This is a genomic window from Allobosea sp. 05T433 (assembly GCF_056396065.1).
Map to the genome: position 1 here is coordinate 91,979 of NZ_JBFTKS010000013.1, position 20,567 is coordinate 112,545.

The 20,567-nt window shown below is 64.7% G+C and carries 19 protein-coding genes and 1 pseudogene; 15 read left to right on the forward strand and 5 right to left on the reverse strand.

Going from position 1 to position 20,567, the window contains the following annotated elements; genetic code table 11:
* Window positions 1–31: 31 nt before the first annotated feature.
* The 4 genes from AC1DGP_RS18890 to speB form a co-directional block, all read right to left on the reverse strand.
* Complete coding sequence (locus tag AC1DGP_RS18890) at window positions 32–934, reverse strand: GntR family transcriptional regulator (RefSeq protein ID WP_476770146.1); 903 nt, start codon at window positions 932–934, stop codon at window positions 32–34.
* Between the two features lie 71 nt (window positions 935–1,005).
* Complete coding sequence (locus AC1DGP_RS18895) at window positions 1,006–1,974, reverse strand: Bug family tripartite tricarboxylate transporter substrate binding protein (protein WP_476832415.1); 969 nt, start codon at window positions 1,972–1,974, stop codon at window positions 1,006–1,008.
* Window positions 1,975–2,018: 44 nt separating this feature from the next.
* A complete protein-coding gene (acnA, locus tag AC1DGP_RS18900) occupies window positions 2,019–4,694 on the reverse strand; it encodes an aconitate hydratase AcnA (RefSeq protein WP_441508751.1) in 2,676 nt (891 codons plus the stop codon).
* Window positions 4,695–5,032: 338 nt separating this feature from the next.
* On the reverse strand, window positions 5,033–6,073 hold the full coding sequence (speB, locus tag AC1DGP_RS18905) for an agmatinase (protein WP_441491674.1): 1,041 nt from the start codon (window positions 6,071–6,073) through the stop codon (window positions 5,033–5,035).
* Window positions 6,074–6,285: 212 nt separating this feature from the next.
* Here speB and AC1DGP_RS18910 point away from each other — a divergent pair, with 212 nt between their 5' ends.
* The 12 genes and pseudogenes from AC1DGP_RS18910 to AC1DGP_RS18965 all read left to right on the forward strand — a co-directional run bounded on the left by AC1DGP_RS18910 (window position 6,286) and on the right by AC1DGP_RS18965 (window position 15,823).
* Complete coding sequence (locus AC1DGP_RS18910) at window positions 6,286–7,143, forward strand: LysR substrate-binding domain-containing protein (protein WP_441491675.1); 858 nt, start codon at window positions 6,286–6,288, stop codon at window positions 7,141–7,143.
* 170 nt (window positions 7,144–7,313) lie between these two features.
* Window positions 7,314–8,381: an ABC transporter substrate-binding protein gene (locus AC1DGP_RS18915; protein ID WP_441508752.1), complete on the forward strand. Its 1,068-nt coding sequence runs from the start codon at window positions 7,314–7,316 to the stop codon at window positions 8,379–8,381.
* 5 nt (window positions 8,382–8,386) lie between these two features.
* Window positions 8,387–9,277, forward strand: coding sequence for an ABC transporter permease (locus tag AC1DGP_RS18920; RefSeq protein ID WP_441508753.1), 891 nt, complete (start codon window positions 8,387–8,389; stop codon window positions 9,275–9,277).
* Entirely contained in the window at window positions 9,274–10,107 is an 834-nt protein-coding gene (locus AC1DGP_RS18925) for an ABC transporter permease (protein WP_441508754.1), read from the forward strand. Before AC1DGP_RS18920 ends, AC1DGP_RS18925 begins: the two co-directional genes overlap by 4 nt.
* Window positions 10,108–10,117: 10 nt before the next feature.
* Window positions 10,118–11,221, forward strand: coding sequence for an ABC transporter ATP-binding protein (locus tag AC1DGP_RS18930; RefSeq protein WP_441479061.1), 1,104 nt, complete (start codon window positions 10,118–10,120; stop codon window positions 11,219–11,221).
* A gap of 24 nt (window positions 11,222–11,245) precedes the next feature.
* Window positions 11,246–12,043 carry a transporter substrate-binding domain-containing protein gene (locus AC1DGP_RS18935; protein ID WP_441508755.1) on the forward strand — a complete coding sequence of 266 codons (798 nt, stop codon included), beginning with the start codon at window positions 11,246–11,248 and terminating at the stop codon, window positions 12,041–12,043.
* A 3-nt stretch (window positions 12,044–12,046) separates the two neighbouring features.
* Window positions 12,047–12,715 carry an amino acid ABC transporter permease gene (locus AC1DGP_RS18940; protein ID WP_441508756.1) on the forward strand — a complete coding sequence of 223 codons (669 nt, stop codon included), beginning with the start codon at window positions 12,047–12,049 and terminating at the stop codon, window positions 12,713–12,715.
* Window positions 12,712–13,356 (forward strand): amino acid ABC transporter permease, encoded by a 645-nt coding sequence (locus AC1DGP_RS18945; RefSeq protein ID WP_441508760.1) that lies wholly within the window; start codon window positions 12,712–12,714, stop codon window positions 13,354–13,356. The genes AC1DGP_RS18940 and AC1DGP_RS18945 overlap by 4 nt, the downstream gene beginning before the upstream one ends.
* A 110-nt stretch (window positions 13,357–13,466) precedes the next feature.
* Window positions 13,467–14,300 carry a GNAT family N-acetyltransferase gene (locus AC1DGP_RS18950; protein WP_476832416.1) on the forward strand — a complete coding sequence of 278 codons (834 nt, stop codon included), beginning with the start codon at window positions 13,467–13,469 and terminating at the stop codon, window positions 14,298–14,300.
* Between the two features lie 174 nt (window positions 14,301–14,474).
* A complete protein-coding gene (locus AC1DGP_RS18955) occupies window positions 14,475–14,954 on the forward strand; it encodes a hypothetical protein (protein WP_476832417.1) in 480 nt (159 codons plus the stop codon).
* A 304-nt stretch (window positions 14,955–15,258) separates the two neighbouring features.
* A pseudogene (locus tag AC1DGP_RS18960) lies at window positions 15,259–15,447 on the forward strand (helix-turn-helix domain-containing protein); the annotation flags it as partial.
* A gap of 115 nt (window positions 15,448–15,562) precedes the next feature.
* Complete coding sequence (locus AC1DGP_RS18965; RefSeq protein ID WP_441507666.1) at window positions 15,563–15,823, forward strand: hypothetical protein; 261 nt, start codon at window positions 15,563–15,565, stop codon at window positions 15,821–15,823.
* A gap of 46 nt (window positions 15,824–15,869) precedes the next feature.
* On the opposite strand, the gene AC1DGP_RS18970 is transcribed toward AC1DGP_RS18965, so the two are convergent.
* Window positions 15,870–16,421 (reverse strand): flavin reductase family protein, encoded by a 552-nt coding sequence (locus AC1DGP_RS18970; protein ID WP_476832429.1) that lies wholly within the window; start codon window positions 16,419–16,421, stop codon window positions 15,870–15,872.
* Between the two features lie 261 nt (window positions 16,422–16,682).
* Between AC1DGP_RS18970 and kdpF the strand changes: the two genes are divergently transcribed.
* Genes kdpF through kdpB form a run of 3 tightly spaced genes read left to right on the forward strand, consistent with a single transcriptional unit; the run spans window position 16,683 to window position 20,562 of the window.
* Window positions 16,683–16,769, forward strand: a complete 87-nt coding sequence (kdpF, locus tag AC1DGP_RS18975) for a K(+)-transporting ATPase subunit F (protein ID WP_069880828.1) — start codon at window positions 16,683–16,685, stop codon at window positions 16,767–16,769.
* Between the two features lie 26 nt (window positions 16,770–16,795).
* Complete coding sequence (gene kdpA / locus AC1DGP_RS18980; protein WP_476832418.1) at window positions 16,796–18,505, forward strand: potassium-transporting ATPase subunit KdpA; 1,710 nt, start codon at window positions 16,796–16,798, stop codon at window positions 18,503–18,505.
* Between the two features lie 20 nt (window positions 18,506–18,525).
* A complete protein-coding gene (gene kdpB, locus AC1DGP_RS18985) occupies window positions 18,526–20,562 on the forward strand; it encodes a potassium-transporting ATPase subunit KdpB (RefSeq protein WP_441507664.1) in 2,037 nt (678 codons plus the stop codon).
* Window positions 20,563–20,567 lie beyond the last annotated feature (5 nt).

Below are 20,567 nucleotides of genomic sequence, written 5' to 3' on the forward strand. Positions count from 1 at the left end.
GGGACGCTGCGCCTCTGCGCCTGGGAGCCTGCTAGGGGGCGAGGAGCGGCCGGATGCTGGATAGGTTCTCGATCGTATGGCCGAGATGCTGCCGCAGCCTCTCGGCCGCCTCCTCCTGGCGGCCGGCGGCCAGGCTATCGAGAATGGCGAGATGCTCTTCGCATTGCCTCCGATAGCGTTTGCGGTCGAGCATCGAACGATAGGACAGCAGCCGGCGGATGCGGTTGATCCGTCGGATCGTCTCCAGAAAGAACGGATTTCCGGAGCCGGCGACGATCGTCTCGTGGAAGCGGACACCGCGTTCGTGGAGCGCGTCCGCGCTGTCTGTCTCGATCGCCCCGTCGAGGAGCCTCCGCTCGGCAGCCCTGCAAGCAGCAATGCTCTCGGGCGCAAGATGATAGCCGGGTTCGAGCAAGGCGGCAGGCTCCAGCGCCAGCCGCAGACGGTAGGTCTGCTCGAGGCTCTCCGGGGTGGTGAGAACCGGCGTGAAGCTCCAGCCATAGCCGGCGCGGCGCTCGGCCCAGCCCTCCTGGCTGATCCGCGTCAGGACTGCATTGAGTTCGGCACGGGTCAGTCCGTAGCTGTCCCTGAGATCGGACTCGGTGACGTGTTCGGACAACCGGCCGCGCAGATGGTCATCGGCGATGCGGAAATAGGCCTTCGTCACGCCGTCCGGCTCGGCGAGGCCAAGGGCTTCGCCGGAGGGAGGCGTCCCCTGAGCGACGAAATAGCCGCGATTGTGCTCGTGGCTCAGGACGCCCTTGTCGGCAAGCAGTTGCAAGGCCTGACCGACGGGAAAGCGCGACACGCCGAAACGCGTCGCGATATCCTGTGAGCGTAGATGTGTCCCGGCACCCAGATGCCCCTCTCGGATCTGATCGAGAATCCGAGCTGCGAGCGGGATCGCCAGGTCTCGTCTCCCACTGCCTGCCATCGTCCCAGCCCTGCCGGCGCGAGCGCGCCGACAGTGGCTCTAGGTGATGACACGGCTCGCAGGCAAGGTGCCTATTTCACCAGACCAATCGTGCGCAGGATGTCGCCGACCCGAATCTGCTCTTCCCTGAGGAAGGCTGCGAACGCCTCCCCCGCAAGATAATAGTCGTCCCAGCCGCGCGCCTTCAGCAGCGCTTTCCACTCGCCGCTCGCAACCATCGTATCGAAGAGCTTGGTCAACTGAGCCCTCTGTTCGGCGCTGATGCCCGGCGCGGCCATGACCGCCCGCCAGTTGACCACCTCGACATCGTAGCCGAGCTCCTTCAGCGTCGGCACATCGACGCCGTCAAGCCGCTTGCCCGAGGAAATGGCCAGCGCGCGCAGCTTGCCGGCCTTGATCTGGCCCTCGAGTTCGCCATAGCCGGAAACGCCGGCCGTGACACGGGCTCCGAGCATGGCCGCGAGCGCCTCCCCGCCACCGGAGAATGCGACATAGTTGACCTTGCCGGCATCAGCGCCGGCCACCTTCGTCACGAGCGCAGCAAGGATATGGTCGGCGCCTCCCGCCGATCCGCCGGCCCAGGTCACCCGGGCGACGTCGGCTGTGATCGCGGCGAGGAAGTCCTTCATCGTCTTGTGTGGAGAGGTCTCGGGAACGACGATGACCAGCGGATCGCCGGTGAGACGCGCAAGCGGCGTCACCTGGTCCAGCGTGACCGGCGACTTGTTGGTCAGGATCGCCCCGACCATGGTGATGCCGTTGACCAGGAGCTGGTTCGGATCGCCCTTGGCACCGTTGATGAACTGGGCAAGCCCGATCGTGCCGCCGGCCCCGGTGACATTCGTGACCTGGACGCCGCGGACCGCCTTCGTTTCGGTCAGCACCTGCTGGATCGAGCGGGCGGCGCCATCCCAACCACCGCCTGGCCCGGCGGGTGCGATGATCTTGAGTTCCTGCGGCGGCGTCTGGGCCGTCGCCAGTTCTGGCGTCATCGCCATCGCGGCAAGCAGGCCCGCTGCGAAAATTCTGCCGATGGTCATCTCGATCCTCCCCGATCGTGTTGGATTGGGCGCGTTTGCGCCGGTTACGCCCGCGCTTGGCCGGGCAACTCTTCGCCGCTGACGGTGAAGGACGTGGCGGGTGCCGTCAGGTGGCGCCCGAGGATCAACGGAATGATGCCGCCGGCGCGCAGCGTCGCGCATTCGAGCGCGGTCTCGACTGCGGCGCGCAGGAAGAGTGGTTGGGTACGCCCGGCCTTGCGATGGAGCCTTGCCGGAACCTTGCAGCGCGGAAGGATGGCGTGCGGCATGGCTTCGATCTCGATCATGTCGCCTGGCGCAAGCGCCAGCGCTTCCACGCCCTCCCCGGCCGCGAGCGACAGCGGCAGAATGCCCATCCCGATCAGGTTGGACCGGTGGATGCGCTCGAAACTCTCGGCCAGAACGGCCGCGACACCGAGCAGGCCGAGACCCTTGGCCGCCCAGTCGCGCGATGAACCGGTGCCGTACCGCTCACCCGCGACGACGACCATCGCCTTTCCTGACTGGCGATAGCGCTCGGCCACCCGCCAGAGCGGCAGGGTCTCGCCACTCGGAACATGGATGGTCGAGCCGGGCGCGATGCGCGGCGCGAGACGGTTGACCACCGTGCGATTGGTAAAGAGGCCACGCAGCATGACCTCCCAATTGCCGCGCCGCGAGGCATAGACGTTGAGGTCCTGGGCATCTTCGCCCTGTGCGATCAGCCATTGCGCGGCCTCGCTCTCGGACGGGATCTGGCCTGCGGGCGAAATATGATCGGTCGTGATGTCGTCACCGAGCACAATCAGGGGGTGGGCGCTGTAATGGCCGAGCCGGGCTGGCTGATCTGCGCGGGCAAAGGGTGGCGGGCGCAGATAGGTCGATGACGGATCCCAGGGGAAACCCGCACTCGCCGGAGCATCGAGTTCCTTCCAGCTCCTGCTCGCAGAGGCCTGCGCAAAGGCTTCAGCGAAATCGACGGGATCAAGCGCTCGCGCAAAGGCGGAATCGATCTCGGCCCCGCTCGGCCAGAGTGCTGCCAGGTCGACAGGGGTTCCGTCGGCCGTGGTCGCGAGAGTGCCCTTGGTGATGTCGCGATCGGCATCTCCCGCCAGCGCATAGGCGACGACCAGCGCTGGAGAGGCCAGGAAGCCGGCATCGATCTGGCCATGGACGCGGCCGGGAAAGTTGCGGTTGCCGGACAGGACAGCAACAGGAAGGACCGTGCCCGCGCGCGCGGCTTCATCCATTGCAGGACGAAGTGGGCCGGAATTCCCGATGCAGGTTGTGCAGCCATAACCAACGATTCCGAAGCCAAGCGCTTCGAGATCCTCGAGCAGGCCGGCACGCCGAAGATAGCGCTCGGCCGAGGGTGAACCGGGGGCGAGTGATGTCTTGACCCAGGCGGGGGGGGTGAGGCCGAGCTGGCGTGCCTTGCGCGCCACCAGGCCAGCGGCCACCAGCAACCGCGGATCTGACGTATTGGTGCAGCTTGTGATCGCGGCAATCGCGACGGGAAAGCGGGGCAATCCGGCCGCGGGCGCGGGCGTCTTCGCCTGCGGCATCGCCTCGAGCGCGGGAACCACCTCATCCGGCGCGACCAGATCCTGCGGCCGTCGGGGGCCGGCGAGGCTGATCGAGATCGCCGCCAGATCGATCTCGACGATCTCAGTAAAGCGTGGTTGCGCCTGCGGGTCGAACCACAGCGCCTGAGACCGAGCGTAATCAGAGACGAACGCGATATGATCGGGTTTGCGCCCCGTCTGAGCGAGATAGGCCAGCGTCGCTTCATCGATCGGAAAATATCCGGTCGAGGCACCGAATTCCGGCGCCATATTGGCGATGACAGCGCGCTCACCTCCCGACAGCGTCGCGGCTCCTGGCCCGAAGAACTCGACGAATGCGCCGGCGACGCCCTGCGCACGCAGCCGTTGCGTCACGGTCAGCGCAAGATCCGTGGCACTGACGCCTTCACGCAGGCGGTTGATCAGGCGCACGCCGATCACCTCGGGGATGCGCATCATCACCGGCATGCCGAACATCACGCTCTCGGCCTCGAGCCCGCCAACGCCCCAGCCGAGGACACCGATGCCATTGATCATCGGAGTGTGGCTATCGGTGCCGATCAGTGTGTCCGGGACGGCCCAGACCCGACCGTCGACGGTTTGGGTGGTCACGACCGTCGCGAGTTGCTCCAGATTGATCGTGTGCATGATGCCGGTGCCGGGCGGATGCACCCGGACGCCGTCAAGGGCCAGCGTGGACCATTTGAGAAAGCGATAGCGCTCGCCGTTTCGCTTGTATTCCCGTTCGAGATTGACGCGCATCGCGTCCGGCGACGCCGAAAGATCGACGCCCAGCGAATGGTCGACCGAGACGTCGAGCGACAGGACCGGGCTGAGCCGCTTGGGATCACCGCCGCCTTCGGCGATCGAGTCGCGCATGGCGGCGACATCGACCAGCGCAGGCGTGCATGTCGTGTCATGCATGAGAACACGACCTGGCTGAAAGGCGATCTCGCCATCCGAGCGTCCGCCCGCGAGCCAGCCGCGAATGCCCTGCAATGCGGCATTGCGCTCGTCCGCTCCCATGGGCTGGCGAACGACGTTCTCGGCGAGAATGCGCAGGACATGCGGCAGGCGCAGGAGGTCGGTCCCCAGCGTCGCCTGCAAGTCCGCAACTACATAGTCACGGCCGGCAAGGCGGCTTGTCCTGGAAATCGAGGATGGGTTTGGAATCATACCTCATGATGCATATTAACGACTATAAATGCAATGTCACCGATGGTGCCTCGACCTTCCCTGAACGCCCTGGCATTGCGGGCGCTGCTACGGACGCAACAGCCATAGATTATCGCCGGGTCGCTGGCGGTGACGGCCTTGCGGGTACAGCGGCAATCGCCGCCACCGTTTCCGTGCCGGACGCATCAGGCGCCCCGTGAAGCCATCGCTTCCTCACGGGGCGCTCGGACATCGGTCCCGGACAGATCAGGCAAGCTGAACCAAGGGTCCGGGATCGCTGAAAGGCGGAAGGCGACAGCCGGAGAATTGATCTGTGCTGGGATCCCGCTCGGGCAGGATCACTTCTTGCAGGCCACGAGGCAGAGCAACTGGAACAGAACCTGCGCCGCCACTTGCGCGGTATTGGTGGTTGGATCGTATTGTGGAGCGACTTCGACGACATCGCCGCCGATGATGTCGACGCCTGCGACGCCACGCAGGATCTCCAGCACTTCGCGCGGCAAGAGCCCTCCAACTTCGGGGGTGCCAGTACCAGGGGCGAAGCCCGGGTCCAGGCTGTCGACGTCGAAGGAGACATAGACGGGTCCGGAACCGACGACGGCCTTGGCCTTCTCGATTACCGCCTGCAGCCCCATGGTCCCGACCTCCTCGGCATGGATCACGGTCATTCCGGAATCGAAGGAGAACTCCCAGAGATATTCGCCGCCGCCCCGAATACCGATCTGGATCGTCCGTGTGGGATCGAGCACGCCGGCCAGGACCGCCTCCCGGAACGGGCCACCGTGATGGAATTTCGAGCCTTCATAGGGCCCGGCGGTGTCGCAATGCGCGTCGATGTGGATCATGCCGACCGGGCGCTTGGCGCCCAGTCCCTTCAGGATCGAGCCGGTGATCGAATGATCGCCGCCAACCGAGAGCGGAATCGTCGCGGTTTCGCCGATCATGCGATAGCAGGCTTCGATGTCTGCATGGCAATCAGCCAGACTGTAGCGACTGCTGAGCGCGATATCTCCGACATCGGCGACGCGTAATCTGCCGAGCGGCGCAACGCGCAGCACATGCTCATACGGTCCGATGCGCTCGACGGCGCGGACAGCGCGGGGCCCAAGCCGGGCGCCGGCACGGTTGGTCACGCCCAGATCCATCGGCACGCCGATCAATGCTACGTCGAGCCCGGCCAGTTTTTCAGCCGAGAGCCCGTCCGCCAGAAAGGGAGCGTCGAGGAAAGTTGCCGGATCGGCAAACGGCCATTTGCGCCGGTCCGCGCCCTGAAAAATAGTGTCCGCGACGGCCTTGAAATGAGGATCGTACATCTCGCCACCGCCGGCCGAAGCGTAGCGCTGGCGCAAGCGGTCGAGGGCGGCATTGTCGAAGGGCATGGCAACCTGCAGGGAATGATGCGGAAGCCCGGAAGGCTGGCAAAAGAACGAGGCTGCCGGAACGGCGAAAAGGCACGCGGCCCTATAAGCGAAACTGAATAGCGCCCCCTTTGCCTCCTCCCGGCGGCGGGCGGACGACGCTCGGGTCAGGCGGCTGCAGGCCAGCCGGTATGGCTGCGTAGAACCAGCTTCGATGATATGGTGCGGGTGCGATGCTGGAACTGGACCCTTATCTGCTGCGCGCCTTCCTGACCGTCGCTGAAGTCGGAACGGTCAATGGTGCCGCCTTGTCGCTGAACCGCACACAGGCGGCGGTCAGCATGCAGATTCGCAAGCTTGAAGAACTGCTGGGCAGCGACCTGTTCGAGCGCTCGTCGAAGGGGCTTGAGCTGACCAATAATGGAGTCCTGCTCACGCCCTATGCCCGCGAAATCCTGAGGCTCAACAGCGAGATCGGAAAACGCCTCAACGGCAAGATGATCGAAGGGCGGGTCCGGCTCGGGGTCGTCGAGGATTTCGCCGCGACGCGCCTGATTGAAATCCTGAAAGCCTTTCGCGACCAGAACCCCAAGGTCGACATCGATATCATCGTCGAGCCCAACAAGCGCCTTGCCGCTATGTTCGAGAACGAGAAGCTCGACATCGCAGTCTGTGACACGACACGGCTCAACCGCAAGCCAACCCTGGTCTGGTCGGACCGGCTGCTCTGGGTCGTGCGCTCGGACATGGTGATCTCGACGAGTTCGCCCTTGCCGATCATCATGTTCGAGGAATCCTGCCCGTGGCGCACACCTGCGCTGGCCGCGCTGTCGGGGCATGACCTGCAGTGGAAGATCGTCTGCGAAGCCTCGACGCTGGTTGCCATGGCGACCGCCGTGCGCGTCGGCATCGGCATCGGCCCGATGATCGCGGCGACGATCCCGGAGGATTGCCGGGTGCTCGACCATGCCGCCGGGCTGCCTGAGCCGGTCGAGGTCAGCATCGGGCTCTATTCCCGGACCGGCGCGCCAGGCGAAGCGCGCTACCTCTCGGACTTCATCGCACAGCAGAGCGACCTGCGCCGCCCCTGAATCGGTTCCGGCATTCACGCCCGCTTATAGCCGGACAAGCATTTTCGCCGTACCGCCGCGCCCTGCTTGCGAGTGCAATCGTGCCTCTGAACGGCTCGGGAGCCTGATCGTCCCGCACGATCGGCACAGCCTGTGGCCCCTCGACCCTCTGGCGCGAAGGACCTGACACCATGACGATGACACGCCGACATCTTTTGTCCCTGATAGGCGCGAGCGGCGCCGCAGGGCTCGCCTGGCCCCATGTGGCCGGGGCCCAGACTGCGAGCGGCCTCACGGCTGTCGAATGGGGCGGCGACGTCGTCGAGGCGATGAAGCAGGTCGCCGCCAGGCAAACCGCCGCCCAGTTCAACTGGGTCCTGCATCAGGGCGGAGCCGGAGCGATCCTCCCCAAGATCAAGGCGGGTTGGCCCAGGGTCGACTACGACTACATCGCCGGCTGGGAGGGCTCCTTCAACAGCATGATCACCGAGGACTGGGTCGAGACCATCACGGCGGCCGACGTCCCCAATCTGGCCGATATCCCGGAAAAGATCATGATGAGGGACGCCAAAGGCAATGTGAAAGCGGTGCCTCGCGCCATCGGCGGCATGTATTTCGGCTACCGGACCGACACTGCCCCCTTCGCCATCAGCAAGGTGGACGATCTCTTCGACAAGCGCCTCAAGGGCGCGATCTGCTGGCCCGGACCGACCCAGAGCATGATGCTGCAGATCGTCGCCCTGGCCCTGCAGGGCGGCGGCAACGAGTCCAATATGGAGCCGGGCTGGAAGCTGATGAAGGACCTGGCGAAGTCCGGCAATATCGGCCGCATTGCCGTGACCGACGTCGATTTCACCAACTCTTTCACCTCCGGCGAGACCTCAGTCGGCTTCTTCGCCGAACCGAGCTGGGCTGCCGTCGCCAAGAACTTCAAGATCACCCGCCTTACCAAACAGGCCGGCATGGCGACCTTCCTCTACCAGAGCGGCTTTGCCGTCATGAAGAATCGGTCGAACCGCAAGGCGACCTGCGATTTCATCAATTTTGCGATCAGCCCCGAAATGAGCACGCTTTACGCAAAAGTGGCTGGCGAAGCGCCGCTTAACAGCAAGGCAGCCATCCCGCCGGAGCTGGCTCATCTCTCCTTCACGCCGAAGGAGTTCGAGAGTTTCGTGCATGTGCCGGACTACAAGGTCGTGCTCGGCCAGCAGGATGCCTGGGCCAAGCGTTGGGAGTCCGACATCGCGCCACTGCTGTGAGTGTCATGACCGCTATCCCAGCCCAATACGCGCCGCTCGCGATCCCTGCGCCGCCCCGCACGACGCTCTTCTTGCTCGCACCGGGCTTGCTGCTGCTGTTCGTCATCTTTGCACTCCCCCTGTTCGGGCTCGTGCTGGAAAGCCTCAAGCAATATGTGCCGGGCCGGGTCGGCTCGGCCGTCGATGCGCCTCTGACGTTGGAGAATTATCGCGAGCTCGTGACGCCGTCATTCGCCGGCGTTCTCTACGAAACCTTCAAGCTGAGCGCAGCGGCATCGTTTGTTGGACTGCTGGCGGCGTTTCCACTGGCCTATTGCATCGTGCGGCGGTTTTCGCCGCGCAAGCGCGCCGCCTGCATCGGCTTTCTGGTGATGCTGGTCCTGCTCAGCATGCTGGTGCGCACCTACGCGCTGGAACTGGCCTTCGGCTCGGTCGGGGTTGCGCGCCCACTGCTTCTGGCGCTCGGGATTTCGCCGACAAGCCGCTGGTACACTGAAACCCTGGTCGCGGCCGGCCTACTCCATGCGGTCGTGCCGATGTGCACGCTGACCCTTCTGGGAACGATCCAGAATATCGATCCTCGCTTCTGCGATGCGGCGCAATCGCTGGGCGCTCCGGCCTGGAAGGCGCATCTCGGCATCACCGTTCCGCTGGCCCTGCCCGGGCTGGTATCGGCATTCCTGATCGCCATGACCTTTTCGATCAGCGCCTTCGTCATTCCGATGGTGCTCGGAAAGGGGCGCGTATTGTTTCTCTCGAACACGATCTACACGCGCTTCAGCGATGTCGCGAACTATCCCAGCGGCGCCGCGGTCTCGATCGTGATGCTCGTCATCACGCTGTTCGTGCTGTCTCTGGTTTCGCTGGTGCAGCGTCGTAGGGGCTCGCGCACATGACCGGTACCACAAAGCGCCTTGGCGACCGGCTCCTCGGTGGCGCGATGATCGCGATGCTGGTTCTGGTGCTCGCCTTCCTGGTGACGCCGCTTCTGGTCACCTGCCTGCTCGCCTTCGACGCCCGCAGCTTTCTTGGCCCGTTGCCGCCGCCGGCGCTGTCCATGCGCTGGTTCGAGAAGCTGGTTTCGCTCGACTACGTCACCACCGGCCTGGCGACCAGCCTCAAGATCGCCGTCCTCACGACAGCGGTCGATGTGCTGGTCGGCACGGCCGCCGCGGTCGCGCTCGATCGCAGTAATTTTCACGGTCGCTCGCTGCTGATGGCCGCGTTCCTTTCGCCACTCATCGTGCCGGCGGTGGTGATCGGCTTTGCCTTGCTGCTGTTTCTGTCGCGCATCGGCATCGTCGACGGCTTCACCCGACTGCTCTGCGGCCACATCGTGATCACCCTGCCCTATGTCGTGCGCACCGTGCTCGCCAGCCTGACCGGTCGGGACAGGCGCCTGACAGAAGCGGCGCTGGTCCTTGGCGCGACGGAACGCCAGGCCTTCTGGAACATCACCCTGCCCCTGATCCGGAGCGGTATGATCACAGGCGCAGTCTTCGCCTTCGCCGTATCGTTGGACGACGTTGCAGTCAGCATGTTCCTGACGGACCCGTCGACCTACACCTTGCCGGTCGCCCTCGTCAGCAACATGCGCGCGTCCTTCGATCTCACGATCGCAGCCGCTGCCGTTCTCCTGATGGCGATCAGCGCCGTCCTCATCATCGTTCTGGAGCGCTTCGTCGGTTTCGACCGCCTGTTGGGCCAGGGGCTGTTTCGTTCATAGGGGTCAAACCGTGAGCAACGCCGTCGAATTTCACAGAGTCAGCCGTCGCTTCGGTGCCGTTACGGCCGTCGATGACGTTTCCTTCTCGATCGCCGCCGGCGAAACCGTTGCCCTGCTCGGGCCGAGCGGTTGCGGCAAGACCAGCATCCTGCGGGTCATTGCCGGCTTCGAACGGCCCGACCACGGCACGGTCAGCATCGGGGGGCGCGACGTCACTGCGCTCAAGCCCTATGAGCGCAATGTCGGGCTGCTGTTTCAGCATTATGCCCTGTTCCCGCACATGACCGTTGCGGAGAACATTGCCTACGGACTGCGCCACCGCGGCACTGACAGGCGCGAGATTCCCGATCGTGTCGAGGCGATGCTGGCGCTCGTGAGGTTGCAGGGTTTCGGCAGCCGCCGGCCGCATCAGCTCAGCGGAGGCCAGCAGCAGCGCGTCGCCCTCGCCCGCGCCCTGGCCACGCGGCCAGGCCTCATCCTGCTCGACGAACCGCTTTCGGCGCTCGACGCCAAGCTGCGGCAGGACCTGCGCGCCGAACTCAAGCAGGTCCTGGCCGCCGTCAATTCGACGGCGATGGTCGTCACCCACGACCAGGAAGAGGCGATGAGCCTGGGTGAACGCGTCTTCCTGATGCAGGCGGGCCGCATCGTCCAGGTCGGCGCCCCGTCAGACGTCTATGGTCGCCCCGGCTCGCGCTTCGCCGCCGATTTTATGGGGCGCACCAACTGGATCGAAGCCCAGGTGACGCGGCGCGAAACCGGCCTCGCCCGGGCCCTGAGCCGATCGGGCCTGTCGCTCACCGTGCCGGACTGCCCATCGGACGCAATCGACATCTGTGTCCGCCCCGAGAACATCATCCTGTCCACCGCCGCCGACGCTGATCCGGCTGGAATGGCCAACAGTGCGAAGGGTCGGATCCTCAATGTCGCCCTGCTCGGCTCTACCCGCCAGATCCTGGTCGAGACGGCCGGCGGCGAGCAGATTCTCGTGATGCAAGCCAACCGTGTCGGCGACGGTCTCGGCCCAGGTCAGGCCGTGACGATCGGCTTTCCGGTCGATGCCTGCATCACCATGCCGTCCGGCAACGCGACCGGGCTTGCCGCCGCACTCTAGCGTTCTCAGGGAAGGATGAACGATATGACCACGACCTCCTCGATCAAGACATCGCTGCTGGCACTCAGCCTGCTGGCGGGCATCGGCCTTGCGACGGCCCCGGTTCGTGCCGACGCTCTCGACGACATCACGAAGGCGGGCACCCTGAAGGTCGGTGTCTTCGCGGATTTTCCGCCCTTCTCATCGGCCAGCGCCGATATGAGCCTCAAGGGCTATGACATCGACATCGCCGAGACCATAGCCAACGCGTTGAAGGTGAAGCTCAACCTGGTCAACGTAACCGGCCAGAACCGCATTCCGTATCTGACCGAGCGTCGCGTCGACATCCTGCTCAGCGTCGGCCACAGCGCCGAACGCGAGAAGGTCATCGATTTTACCGCTGCCTACGCCCCTTACTACATCGCCGTCATCGGGCCGCAGGCCGTAAAGGTCGAAGGCAAGGCAGACCTCGCCGGCAAGTCGATCGCGGTGAGCCGCGGCACGCTGGAAGACACCTCGCTCACCGAGGCTGCGCCGCCTTCCGCCGACATCAAGCGCTTCGACAGCTACAACTCCGTCATCCAGGCCTTCATCTCGGGCCAGGCGCAGCTGATGGTCGTCGGCAACGATGTCGGCGCCCAGGTGCTCTCGCGCCAGACCACGTTGAAGCCCGAGCAGAAATTCCAGCTGATGACGTCGCCGGACCATATCGCGCTGAACAAGGACGAGCCGCGTCTCAAGCAGGCACTCAACGAGATTGTCGCCAAACTGCTCGCCGACGGCACGCTGAACAAGGCCTCGCTCAAGTGGCTCGGCAAGCCACTTGATCCCAAGGATCTCTGAAGCTTGGCCTACAGCCTCAACTTCGACTGGCTGAGCCAGGCCTCCGAACCCATCGCGCGCGGCGCGATGGCGACGGTGGGGTTGATCGCCGTCACGACCGTGCTCGGTACAGTCTGCAGCGTGTTGGGGGCAGCGGCGGTGCGCAGCCGCTCTCCCTGGCTGCGCGGCATGGTCGGCAGCTATGTCGAGCTGATCCGGAACACGCCGTTTCTGGTCCAGCTGTTCTTCATCTTCTTCGGCCTGCCCAGTCTTGGCTTGCGGCTTGATCCTGCCGTCGCAGCAATCCTCGCGATGACGATCAACCTCTCGGCCTATGGCACCGAGATCGTCGCCGCGGGGCTGGATGCCGTGCCCAATGGTCAGAGGGAGGCCGGCCGCGCACTTGGGCTGCGACCCGCGCTGGTCTTCGTCAAGATTGTCCTCCCGCAGGCGCTGAAGGTGATTTTCCCGGCGTTGCAGAGCCAGGTCATCATCATGATGCTCGAATCCGCGGCGGTGTCGCAGATCTCGGTGCGCGAACTGACCTATGAGGCGGACATGCTGCAGGCGCGCAGCTTCCGCGCCTTCGAGACCTATTTCGTCGTCACCATGGTCTATCTGGCGTTGAGCATTGGGTTGCGCCGCATCCTCGGCCTCTCCGGACGGAAATTCCTGATCGGGGGGCCGTCCTGATGGACTTCACCTTCTGGGACATCCTGCGCAACCTGCTGCTCGCGACACGCTGGACGGTCCTGCTCTCGATTGTCGCTTTCATCGGCGGTGGCGTGGTGGGGATGGCAATCCTGCTGGCGCGGGTCTCATCCCGTCACTGGCTGCGTCATGTCGCCGATCTCTATATCGGGCTCTTCCAGGGCACGCCCCTGCTGATGCAGCTGTTCCTGGTCTTCTTCGGGCTTCCGCTGATCGGCTTCCGCATTGAACCCTGGTCCGCGGCGGTCGTCGCCTTGACCCTTTGCGCCAGCGCCTATCTCGCGGAAATCTGGCGCGGCGGGGTCGAGGCCCTGCCGAAGGGGCAATGGGATGCTGCCAAGAGCCTCGGCCTGCACTATCCCAATCAGATGCGGCTGGTGATCTTGCCACAGGCCTTTGCGATCACACGGGCGCCGGTGGTCGGCTATCTCGTGCAGCTTGTCAAAAGCACGGCGCTGACCTCGATCATCGGTTTCGACGAGTTGATGCGAACCTCCAATGCCATCTCTAATGCGACCTTTGAGCCTCTCACCGTCTATGGCCTGGTTGCATTGATCTATTTCGTCATCTGCCTGCCGCTCACCCGCTACGCCCGCCATCTCAAGGCTCACGCCCCGGCCTGAACAACGACAGCCCGGCTGACGCCCTCGGAGCGCGGTATCTATGCAATGCCGAGCGCGACGCGTTAGATCTGACCCATGTGGATCCCTCCGCCGCAAAGGCTTACAGCGAGATGAGCGAGCGCATCATTCGCAAGCTCGAGATGCTCGAAGTCGAGCAACTCATGGACTGGGCTGCCGCGGAGGGCTGGAATCCCGGCCTCAATGACGCGGCGGTATTCCGTGCGACCGACCCTGAGGGTTTCATTGGCGCCTTCGTCGATGGCGAGATGGTCGCCGGCATCTCGGCGGTTGCCTATGGAACGACCTACGGGTTCATCGGCCTCTACATCTGCCGCGCGGACATGCGCGGCCAAGGTCATGGCAAGGCCGTCTGGAACGCAGGCATGGCGCGGCTCGATGGGCGCATAATCGGGCTCGATGGGGTCGACGAGCAATTCGAGGATTACCGGCGAAAGGGCTTTGCGCCCTCTTACCGAACGATCCGTTTCGGAGGCACTTTTGCGCGCGGCCTGGCTGATAGCCGGACGGTGGACGGCGTCACCCCGGATCTCCTGCGCGAGATCATGGCCTTTGATCGCAGGAGCTTTCCGGAGACGCGGGAAACCTTCCTGACGCACTGGCTCATGCCCCCGCATCATGCGCGCGTCGCAATCTCGGATGGCGCGGTCACCGGGTACGGCGTGGTGCGCAAGTGCCGCTCGGGCTGGAAGATCGGTTCGCTCACAGCAGTAGACGACGCGACGGCCACCGCGCTGGTGCAGAATCTAGGTTCTTCTGCCGAAGGCGATCTCCATATCGACGTTCCAGCCGCGCGGCAGCGGTTCATCGACATGCTGGTCGGTGCCGGCCTTCGGCCTGGTTTCGAGACGACGCGAATGTATCTGGGCACACCGTTTCCTCTGGCGCCCGAGCTGTTCGGCGTGACCACCCTGGAGCTCGGATAGGCGCACCGCACTGCGAGCGCGGCGGCGATATCGGCGAAACCGGTCTCGACCTTGCGCCAGGCAAAGGGCCTGCGGCTGCGCGGTCGCAGGATCTTACCCTCGACGCTTGCCTGAACCGCGAAAATAGAGTGCCATCTCCACGCCGGCAGTGGCCGGGCATTGGGAGACCAGACCATGGCTAGACAAGTGATCCTGGCAGCCGCGTCGGCATTCGTGCTCGCGACCGTCTTTTCCTCACCGTCCCAGGCACTGACGATGAAGGAATGCAGTACGAAATATCAGGACGCCAAGAAGGCGAATACTCTGAAGGGCCAGAAGTGGAACGATTTCCGCAAGGCTCAGTGCGGTGATGACGATGCCGCGGAGAGCGATGCGGCCGCAGCTGTCCAGGATGCTCCCGTAGCTCCGGCTCCGGCTGCCGCGCCGGCAACGCCCGGAGCCAGTCCGGCCGCCGCTCCTGCGCGGGCAAAGGCGGCGGTGTTCCCCAAGACCGTCGCGCAGAAATACTCGGATGAGTCGCCCGGCAAGGCTCGGCTGAAGACCTGCGCGGATCAATACAATGCCAACAAATCCGCCAACGCCAACGGCACCCTGAAATGGATCGAGAAGGGCGGCGGCTACTGGAGCCAGTGCAACGCCAAGCTCAAGAGCTGACCCGATGTGGCGGCGGCCCAGGCCGCCGCCATTTTGCCAACTGTTTCCATGTAGAAGCGCGCTTTTGCGCGATCAGAACATGAACTCTGGAGTTCATCGCAACCAGGCCGCCCCGGCGCCGCCAGCTTCCCCGGATTGGTGACCGGTCCACGGCAGTATCCTTGCAGAAGATTGAGTGATTGCGATGGTCATTTACCTCTCATTAACCCTTTTCGCCCCCTTTTGGATCGTCTTCTGAGTTGGAGCTGGGGGCTCACAAAGGGAAGATGACATGCAGGCTTTCGACCCTGAGAACGGTGCCGAACATCTCGTCGGACGACCTGTCGCAGATGTCGAGCGCGATCTGATCCTCGCCACCTTGAAGGAAACCGGCGGCAATCGCACCCATGCAGCCGCCATGCTTTGCATATCGATCAGAACGCTCCGCAATAAGCTGGGCGCCTATGCCTCTGACGGCTACGAGATTCCAGAGGCCGGCCAATCCGCGCATTGAGGGATTTTGCGGCGATAAATGGGCTGCTCGCATTGGCGCGGCAGCCCATCTAGCCATATCTTGGCCATCAATGCGGCAAAAGTTATCAAGCCGTTGCCTGGATAGGAGCCGCATCATGAAGAGAGCCTCGTTACTCGCCATGGTGTTGATCTCCGGCGGCCTCGCTGCCTGTCAAACCATCACTGCGGCAGAACAGCGTAGCGCCGACGAAGTGCGTTGCCGATCCTATGGCTTCCGGCCAGGCACTGACGCATTTGCCAAATGCCTGCTCGACGTCGATTTGGCACGCTCGGCTGCACGCCTCTATCGCTTCGAACAAGCAGGAGGGCCCGGGTGGGGCTATTACCCCTATGGGGGACGCCCCTTGTTCTGGTGAGTGCAGCTTCGAGCCCCCTGCACACGCGGCGCGGCGTGCGTTGGGCCTAGCCCTGGATCTGCGTCCACAGCACCATGCGCTCGCGCAGGTCGATGATCTTGCCATCGACCGCAAAGGTACCGTCGCCGCGATGATGCAGGGTCCGGCGTTCCTTCCGTTCCGGGTCAACCCAGATCCGCACGGCTTCCAGAATGAACAGATTGTAGCGCTCGATCAGGCTCCGATCGGCAACGCGGCACTCGATATTGGCGAGGCATTGGCCGATCAACGGCGCCGTGACGTCCTTCGCCGGCTTGGCAGTGAGCCGGAAGCGCTTGAACTTGTCGATCTCACCGCCCGAGCAATTGCCGATATCGACCACCTTTCGGGCGAGGTCGACTGTCGGGATCGCTATCACGCACTCGCCGCTCGCCCGCAACGCCTTGTAGCTGTGATCCCACGGGCCGATGATGCAGCCGATCAACGGCGGCGCATGCTGCATCACCATGTGGAAACCCATGGTCATGACGTTCGGCCGCCCCTCGTCCGATGTCGTGACGAGAACGATCGGTCCGGCCTCAAGCAGGCGATAGGCCTTTGATGCCGGCATCTCCTGAATGGTCATGACCATCGCTCCGCTGGCCCCTGCAAGGCCCAACGCCAGTGACCAGCGAAAGATCGTTGCTGCAGGCGACCTTTATGGAACCCTTATGCCTCCCCCCTGCCTTTCCCCTCGACCCCTTACTGCCCCAGGCACCACATCTCCGGTCTAACCTGACTGGAGATTGGCCATGGCCGACATCGTCTTCATCGCGCTCGGGCTCGGAGCCTTCGGGCTCTTCGCGGCCTATGCTGCGCAGTTGCGCAAGGTCTGACGACCATGGCGCTCACCTGGCTTTACGGGGCCGCGGCGCTTGGGCTCGCGGTCTACATGGTCGCTGCGCTGCTGCGCCCCGACCGCTTCTGACACAGCTTTCATAAAGGAGACCTCGCATGGACTGGCGGGGCTGGGCCGAGATCGTTTTCACGATCGCGCTGACTGTGGCCGTGGGTTGGCCACTTGGAATCTTCATGGCTCGCGTCTGGGCGGGCGAACGAACCTGGCTCGATCCGGTGCTGAAACCGGTCGAAGCCGTGGCCTATGCAGCCTTCGGCGTCGACCGCAACCGGCAGCAAGGGTGGTTCGGCTATGCCGGCGCGCTGATTGCCTTCAGCGCCGCCGGGTTTGCGCTGCTCTACGGGATGCTGCGCCTGCAGGGCGTGCTGCCGCTCAATCCGCAAGGCTTTGACGGGCTGTCGCCGCACCTCGCCTTCAACACCGCCGTCAGCTTCGTCACCAACACGAACTGGCAGTCCTATGGCGGCGAGACAACGATGAGCAATCTCAGCCAGATGGCTGGGCTCACCGTGCAGAATTTCGTCTCGGCCGGCGCTGGCCTCGCGGTCGCCGCTGCATTGTCGCGCGCCTTCGCTGCGGATCGGTGCGAGGGCCTCGGCAATTTCTGGGTCGATCTGACCCGTTCGGTCCTCTACGTCCTGCTTCCGCTGTCCATCGTCACAGCCCTTGCGCTGGTCGCGGCCGGTGTGCCGCAGACGCTGCTCGCCAATGTCGAGGCTTCGACCGTCGAAGGCGCGAAGCAGGTGATCTCGCTGTTCCCGACCGCGAGCCAGGAAGCCATCAAGCAATGGGGCACCAATGGCGGCGGCATCTTCAACGTCAACTCGGCGCACCCGCTCGAGAATCCGACGCCGTTGACCAACCTGATCGAGGTGGTTTCACTGAACGCGCTCGCCTTCGGCACGGTCATCGCCTTTGGCCGTGTCGCCGGTGCACGCCGCGAGGCGCGCGCGCTGATCGCGGTCATGGCGATCCTCGTCGGCGTCGCGGCCTCGGCCATCTACGCGTCCGAGACGCTGACGCCGCAGCCGGCAATGATCGCCGCTGGCATCCCCGATGCCTCGGCCAACATGGAAGGCAAGGAAGTCCGCTTCGGCGCCGCCACGTCGGCCATGTGGGCCGCCCAGACCACGGGTGCCTCGAACGGCTCGGTCAATTCCATGCATGGCAGCTACATGCCGCTCGGAGGCGGCGTTGCGATGTTCCTGATGCAGCTCGGCGAGATTCTGCCCGGCGGCGTCGGTTCCGGCCTTTACGGCATGGTGGTGATGGCGCTGCTCGCGGTCTTCGTCGCCGGCCTGATGGTCGGGCGTACACCGGAATATCTCGGCAAGAAGGTGGAGGCACGTGAGATCAAGTTCGCGATGCTGGCGGTGCTCATCCTGCCTCTCTCGATCCTCGGCTTCTCCGCGATCGCTGCGGTGCTGCCGGTCGCGCTCGAGGGACTGCTCAACAAGGGGCCGCGCGGTCTGACCGAAATCCTCTACGCATACTCCTCGGCGACGGGAAACAACGGCTCGGCCTATGCCGGCCTGACCGCCAATGCGCCCTGGTGGAACACCACGCTCGGCATCGCGATGCTGCTCGGCCGCTTCGCCTATGCCATTCCGGTGCTCGCCATCGCGGGCGCTATCGCGGCCAAGCCGAAACTCCAGCCCACCGCCGGCACTCTGCCTTCTGACAGCCCGCTCTTCGTCGGCCTGCTGATCGGCATCATCCTGATCCTGGGTGGCCTGCAATTCTTCCCGGCGCTCGCGCTCGGACCAATCGTCGAGCACTTCCAGGTGCTTGCGGCGGCTCGTTGAGCCGACAAAGGAAAGCTTCCATGAGTATGTCCTTCGTCAAATCCTCCAGCTTCGACCAGGGCGTCGTGCTGACGGCGCTGAAGAGCGCCTTCGTCAAGCTCGACCCGCGCAAGCTCACCGGAAATCCCGTGATCCTGGCCACGGAGGTCGTCGCGGCGCTCGCGACGGTTTCCGCCGCGGTCGCCCTTTCCGCCGGCGCACCTGCCGGGTTTCCGATCCAGATCGCGGCCTGGCTCTGGCTCACCGTGCTCTTCGCCAATTTTGCCGAGAGCATTGCCGAAGGGCGCGGCAAGGCGGCGGCAGATTCGCTCCGTGCCGCCCGCGTCACCACCAAGGCCAAGCTGATCATCGACCCTGAGCGGAATGCGATGATCCCGACCGCGGCCCACAAGCTCGTTCCGGGCGATCTCGTGCTGGTCGAGGCCGGCGACGTGATCCCGGCCGATGGCGAGATCGTCGAGGGTGTCGCCTCGGTCAACGAGGCCGCGATCACCGGCGAATCCGCTCCGGTGATCCGGGAGAGCGGTGGCGACCGCTCGGCCGTCACCGGCGGCACCACGGTGGTCTCCGACTGGATCAAGATGAAGGTCACGTCGCAGCCGGGCTCCTCCTTCCTCGATCGCATGATCGCGATGGTGGAAGGCGCCGACAGGCGCAAGACCCCGAACGAGCTTGCGCTTGCCGTGCTGCTCGCCGGCCTGACGCTGGTCTTCCTGGTAGCCGTCGTCACCCTGACCGGCCTTGGTGCCTTCTCCGGCATCTCGCTCGATCCCATGGTGCTCGGTGCGCTCTTCGTCACGCTGATCCCGACCACGATCGGCGGATTGCTCAGCGCGGTCGGCATCGCAGGCATGGACCGGCTGCTCAAGGTCAACGTGCTCGCGACCTCCGGGCGCGCAGTCGAAGCCGCGGGCGACATCGACACGCTGCTGCTCGACAAGACCGGCACGATCACCTTCGGCAACCGCATGGCCGTCGAGGTCATCCCGGCGCCGGGCGTTCGCCCGGACAATGCGCTGCGCGCCGCGCTCATGGCCTCTCTCGCCGACGAGACCCCCGAGGGTCGCTCGATCGTCGAATTGGCGCGGGAGCAAGGCATTACTGCCAGCATCCCGGACCATGCGACCGCGATCGCCTTCAGCGCGACGACGCGTCAGTCGGGCCTCGACGATAACGGCCAGTCCTGGCGCAAGGGCGCGGTCGATGCCGTGCTGACCATGCTCGATCTGCGCGACGGCCAGGTCCCGGCCGAGATGCGCCACGCGGTCGACCGCATCGCCCGCTCGGGCGGCACGCCGCTCGCGGTCAGCGAGAACGGTGCGCTGGTCGGCGTCATCCACCTCAAGGATGTGGTGAAGCCCGGCGTCAAGGATCGCTTCGCCGATCTTCGCCGCATGGGTGTGCGCACCGTGATGATCACCGGCGACAATCCCGTCACCGCTGCGGCCATCGCCTCCGAAGCCGGCGTCGACGATTTTCTCGCCGAGGCGACCCCGGAGGACAAGCTGCGCATGATCCGCACCGAGCAGGCCAAGGGCCGTCTCGTCGCGATGTGCGGCGACGGCGCCAATGATGCCCCGGCGCTCGCGCAGGCCGATGTCGGCGTGGCCATGCAGACCGGGGCGCAGGCCGCCCGCGAGGCGGGCAACATGGTCGATCTCGACAGCGATCCGACCAAGGTCCTGGAGATCGTCGAGGTCGGCAAGCAGCTCCTGATCACGCGCGGAGCACTGACCACTTTCTCGATCGCCAACGACGTCGCCAAATATTTCGCGATCATCCCGGCCCTGTTCGTGGCCGCGCTGCCGGCCTTGGGCGCCCTCAACGTCATGGGGCTCACGAGCCCGCATAGCGCCATCCTCTCGGCCGTGATCTTCAACGCGCTGGTCATCATCGCGCTGATCCCGCTGGCCCTGCGCGGCGTGCGCTATCGCGCCATCGGCGCCGCCAAGCTGCTCTCGCGCAACCTCACCCTCTATGGCATCGGCGGGCTGATCGCGCCCTTCGTCGGCATCAAGCTGATCGACATGATCGTCACAGCCCTGAAGCTCGCCTGACGCCG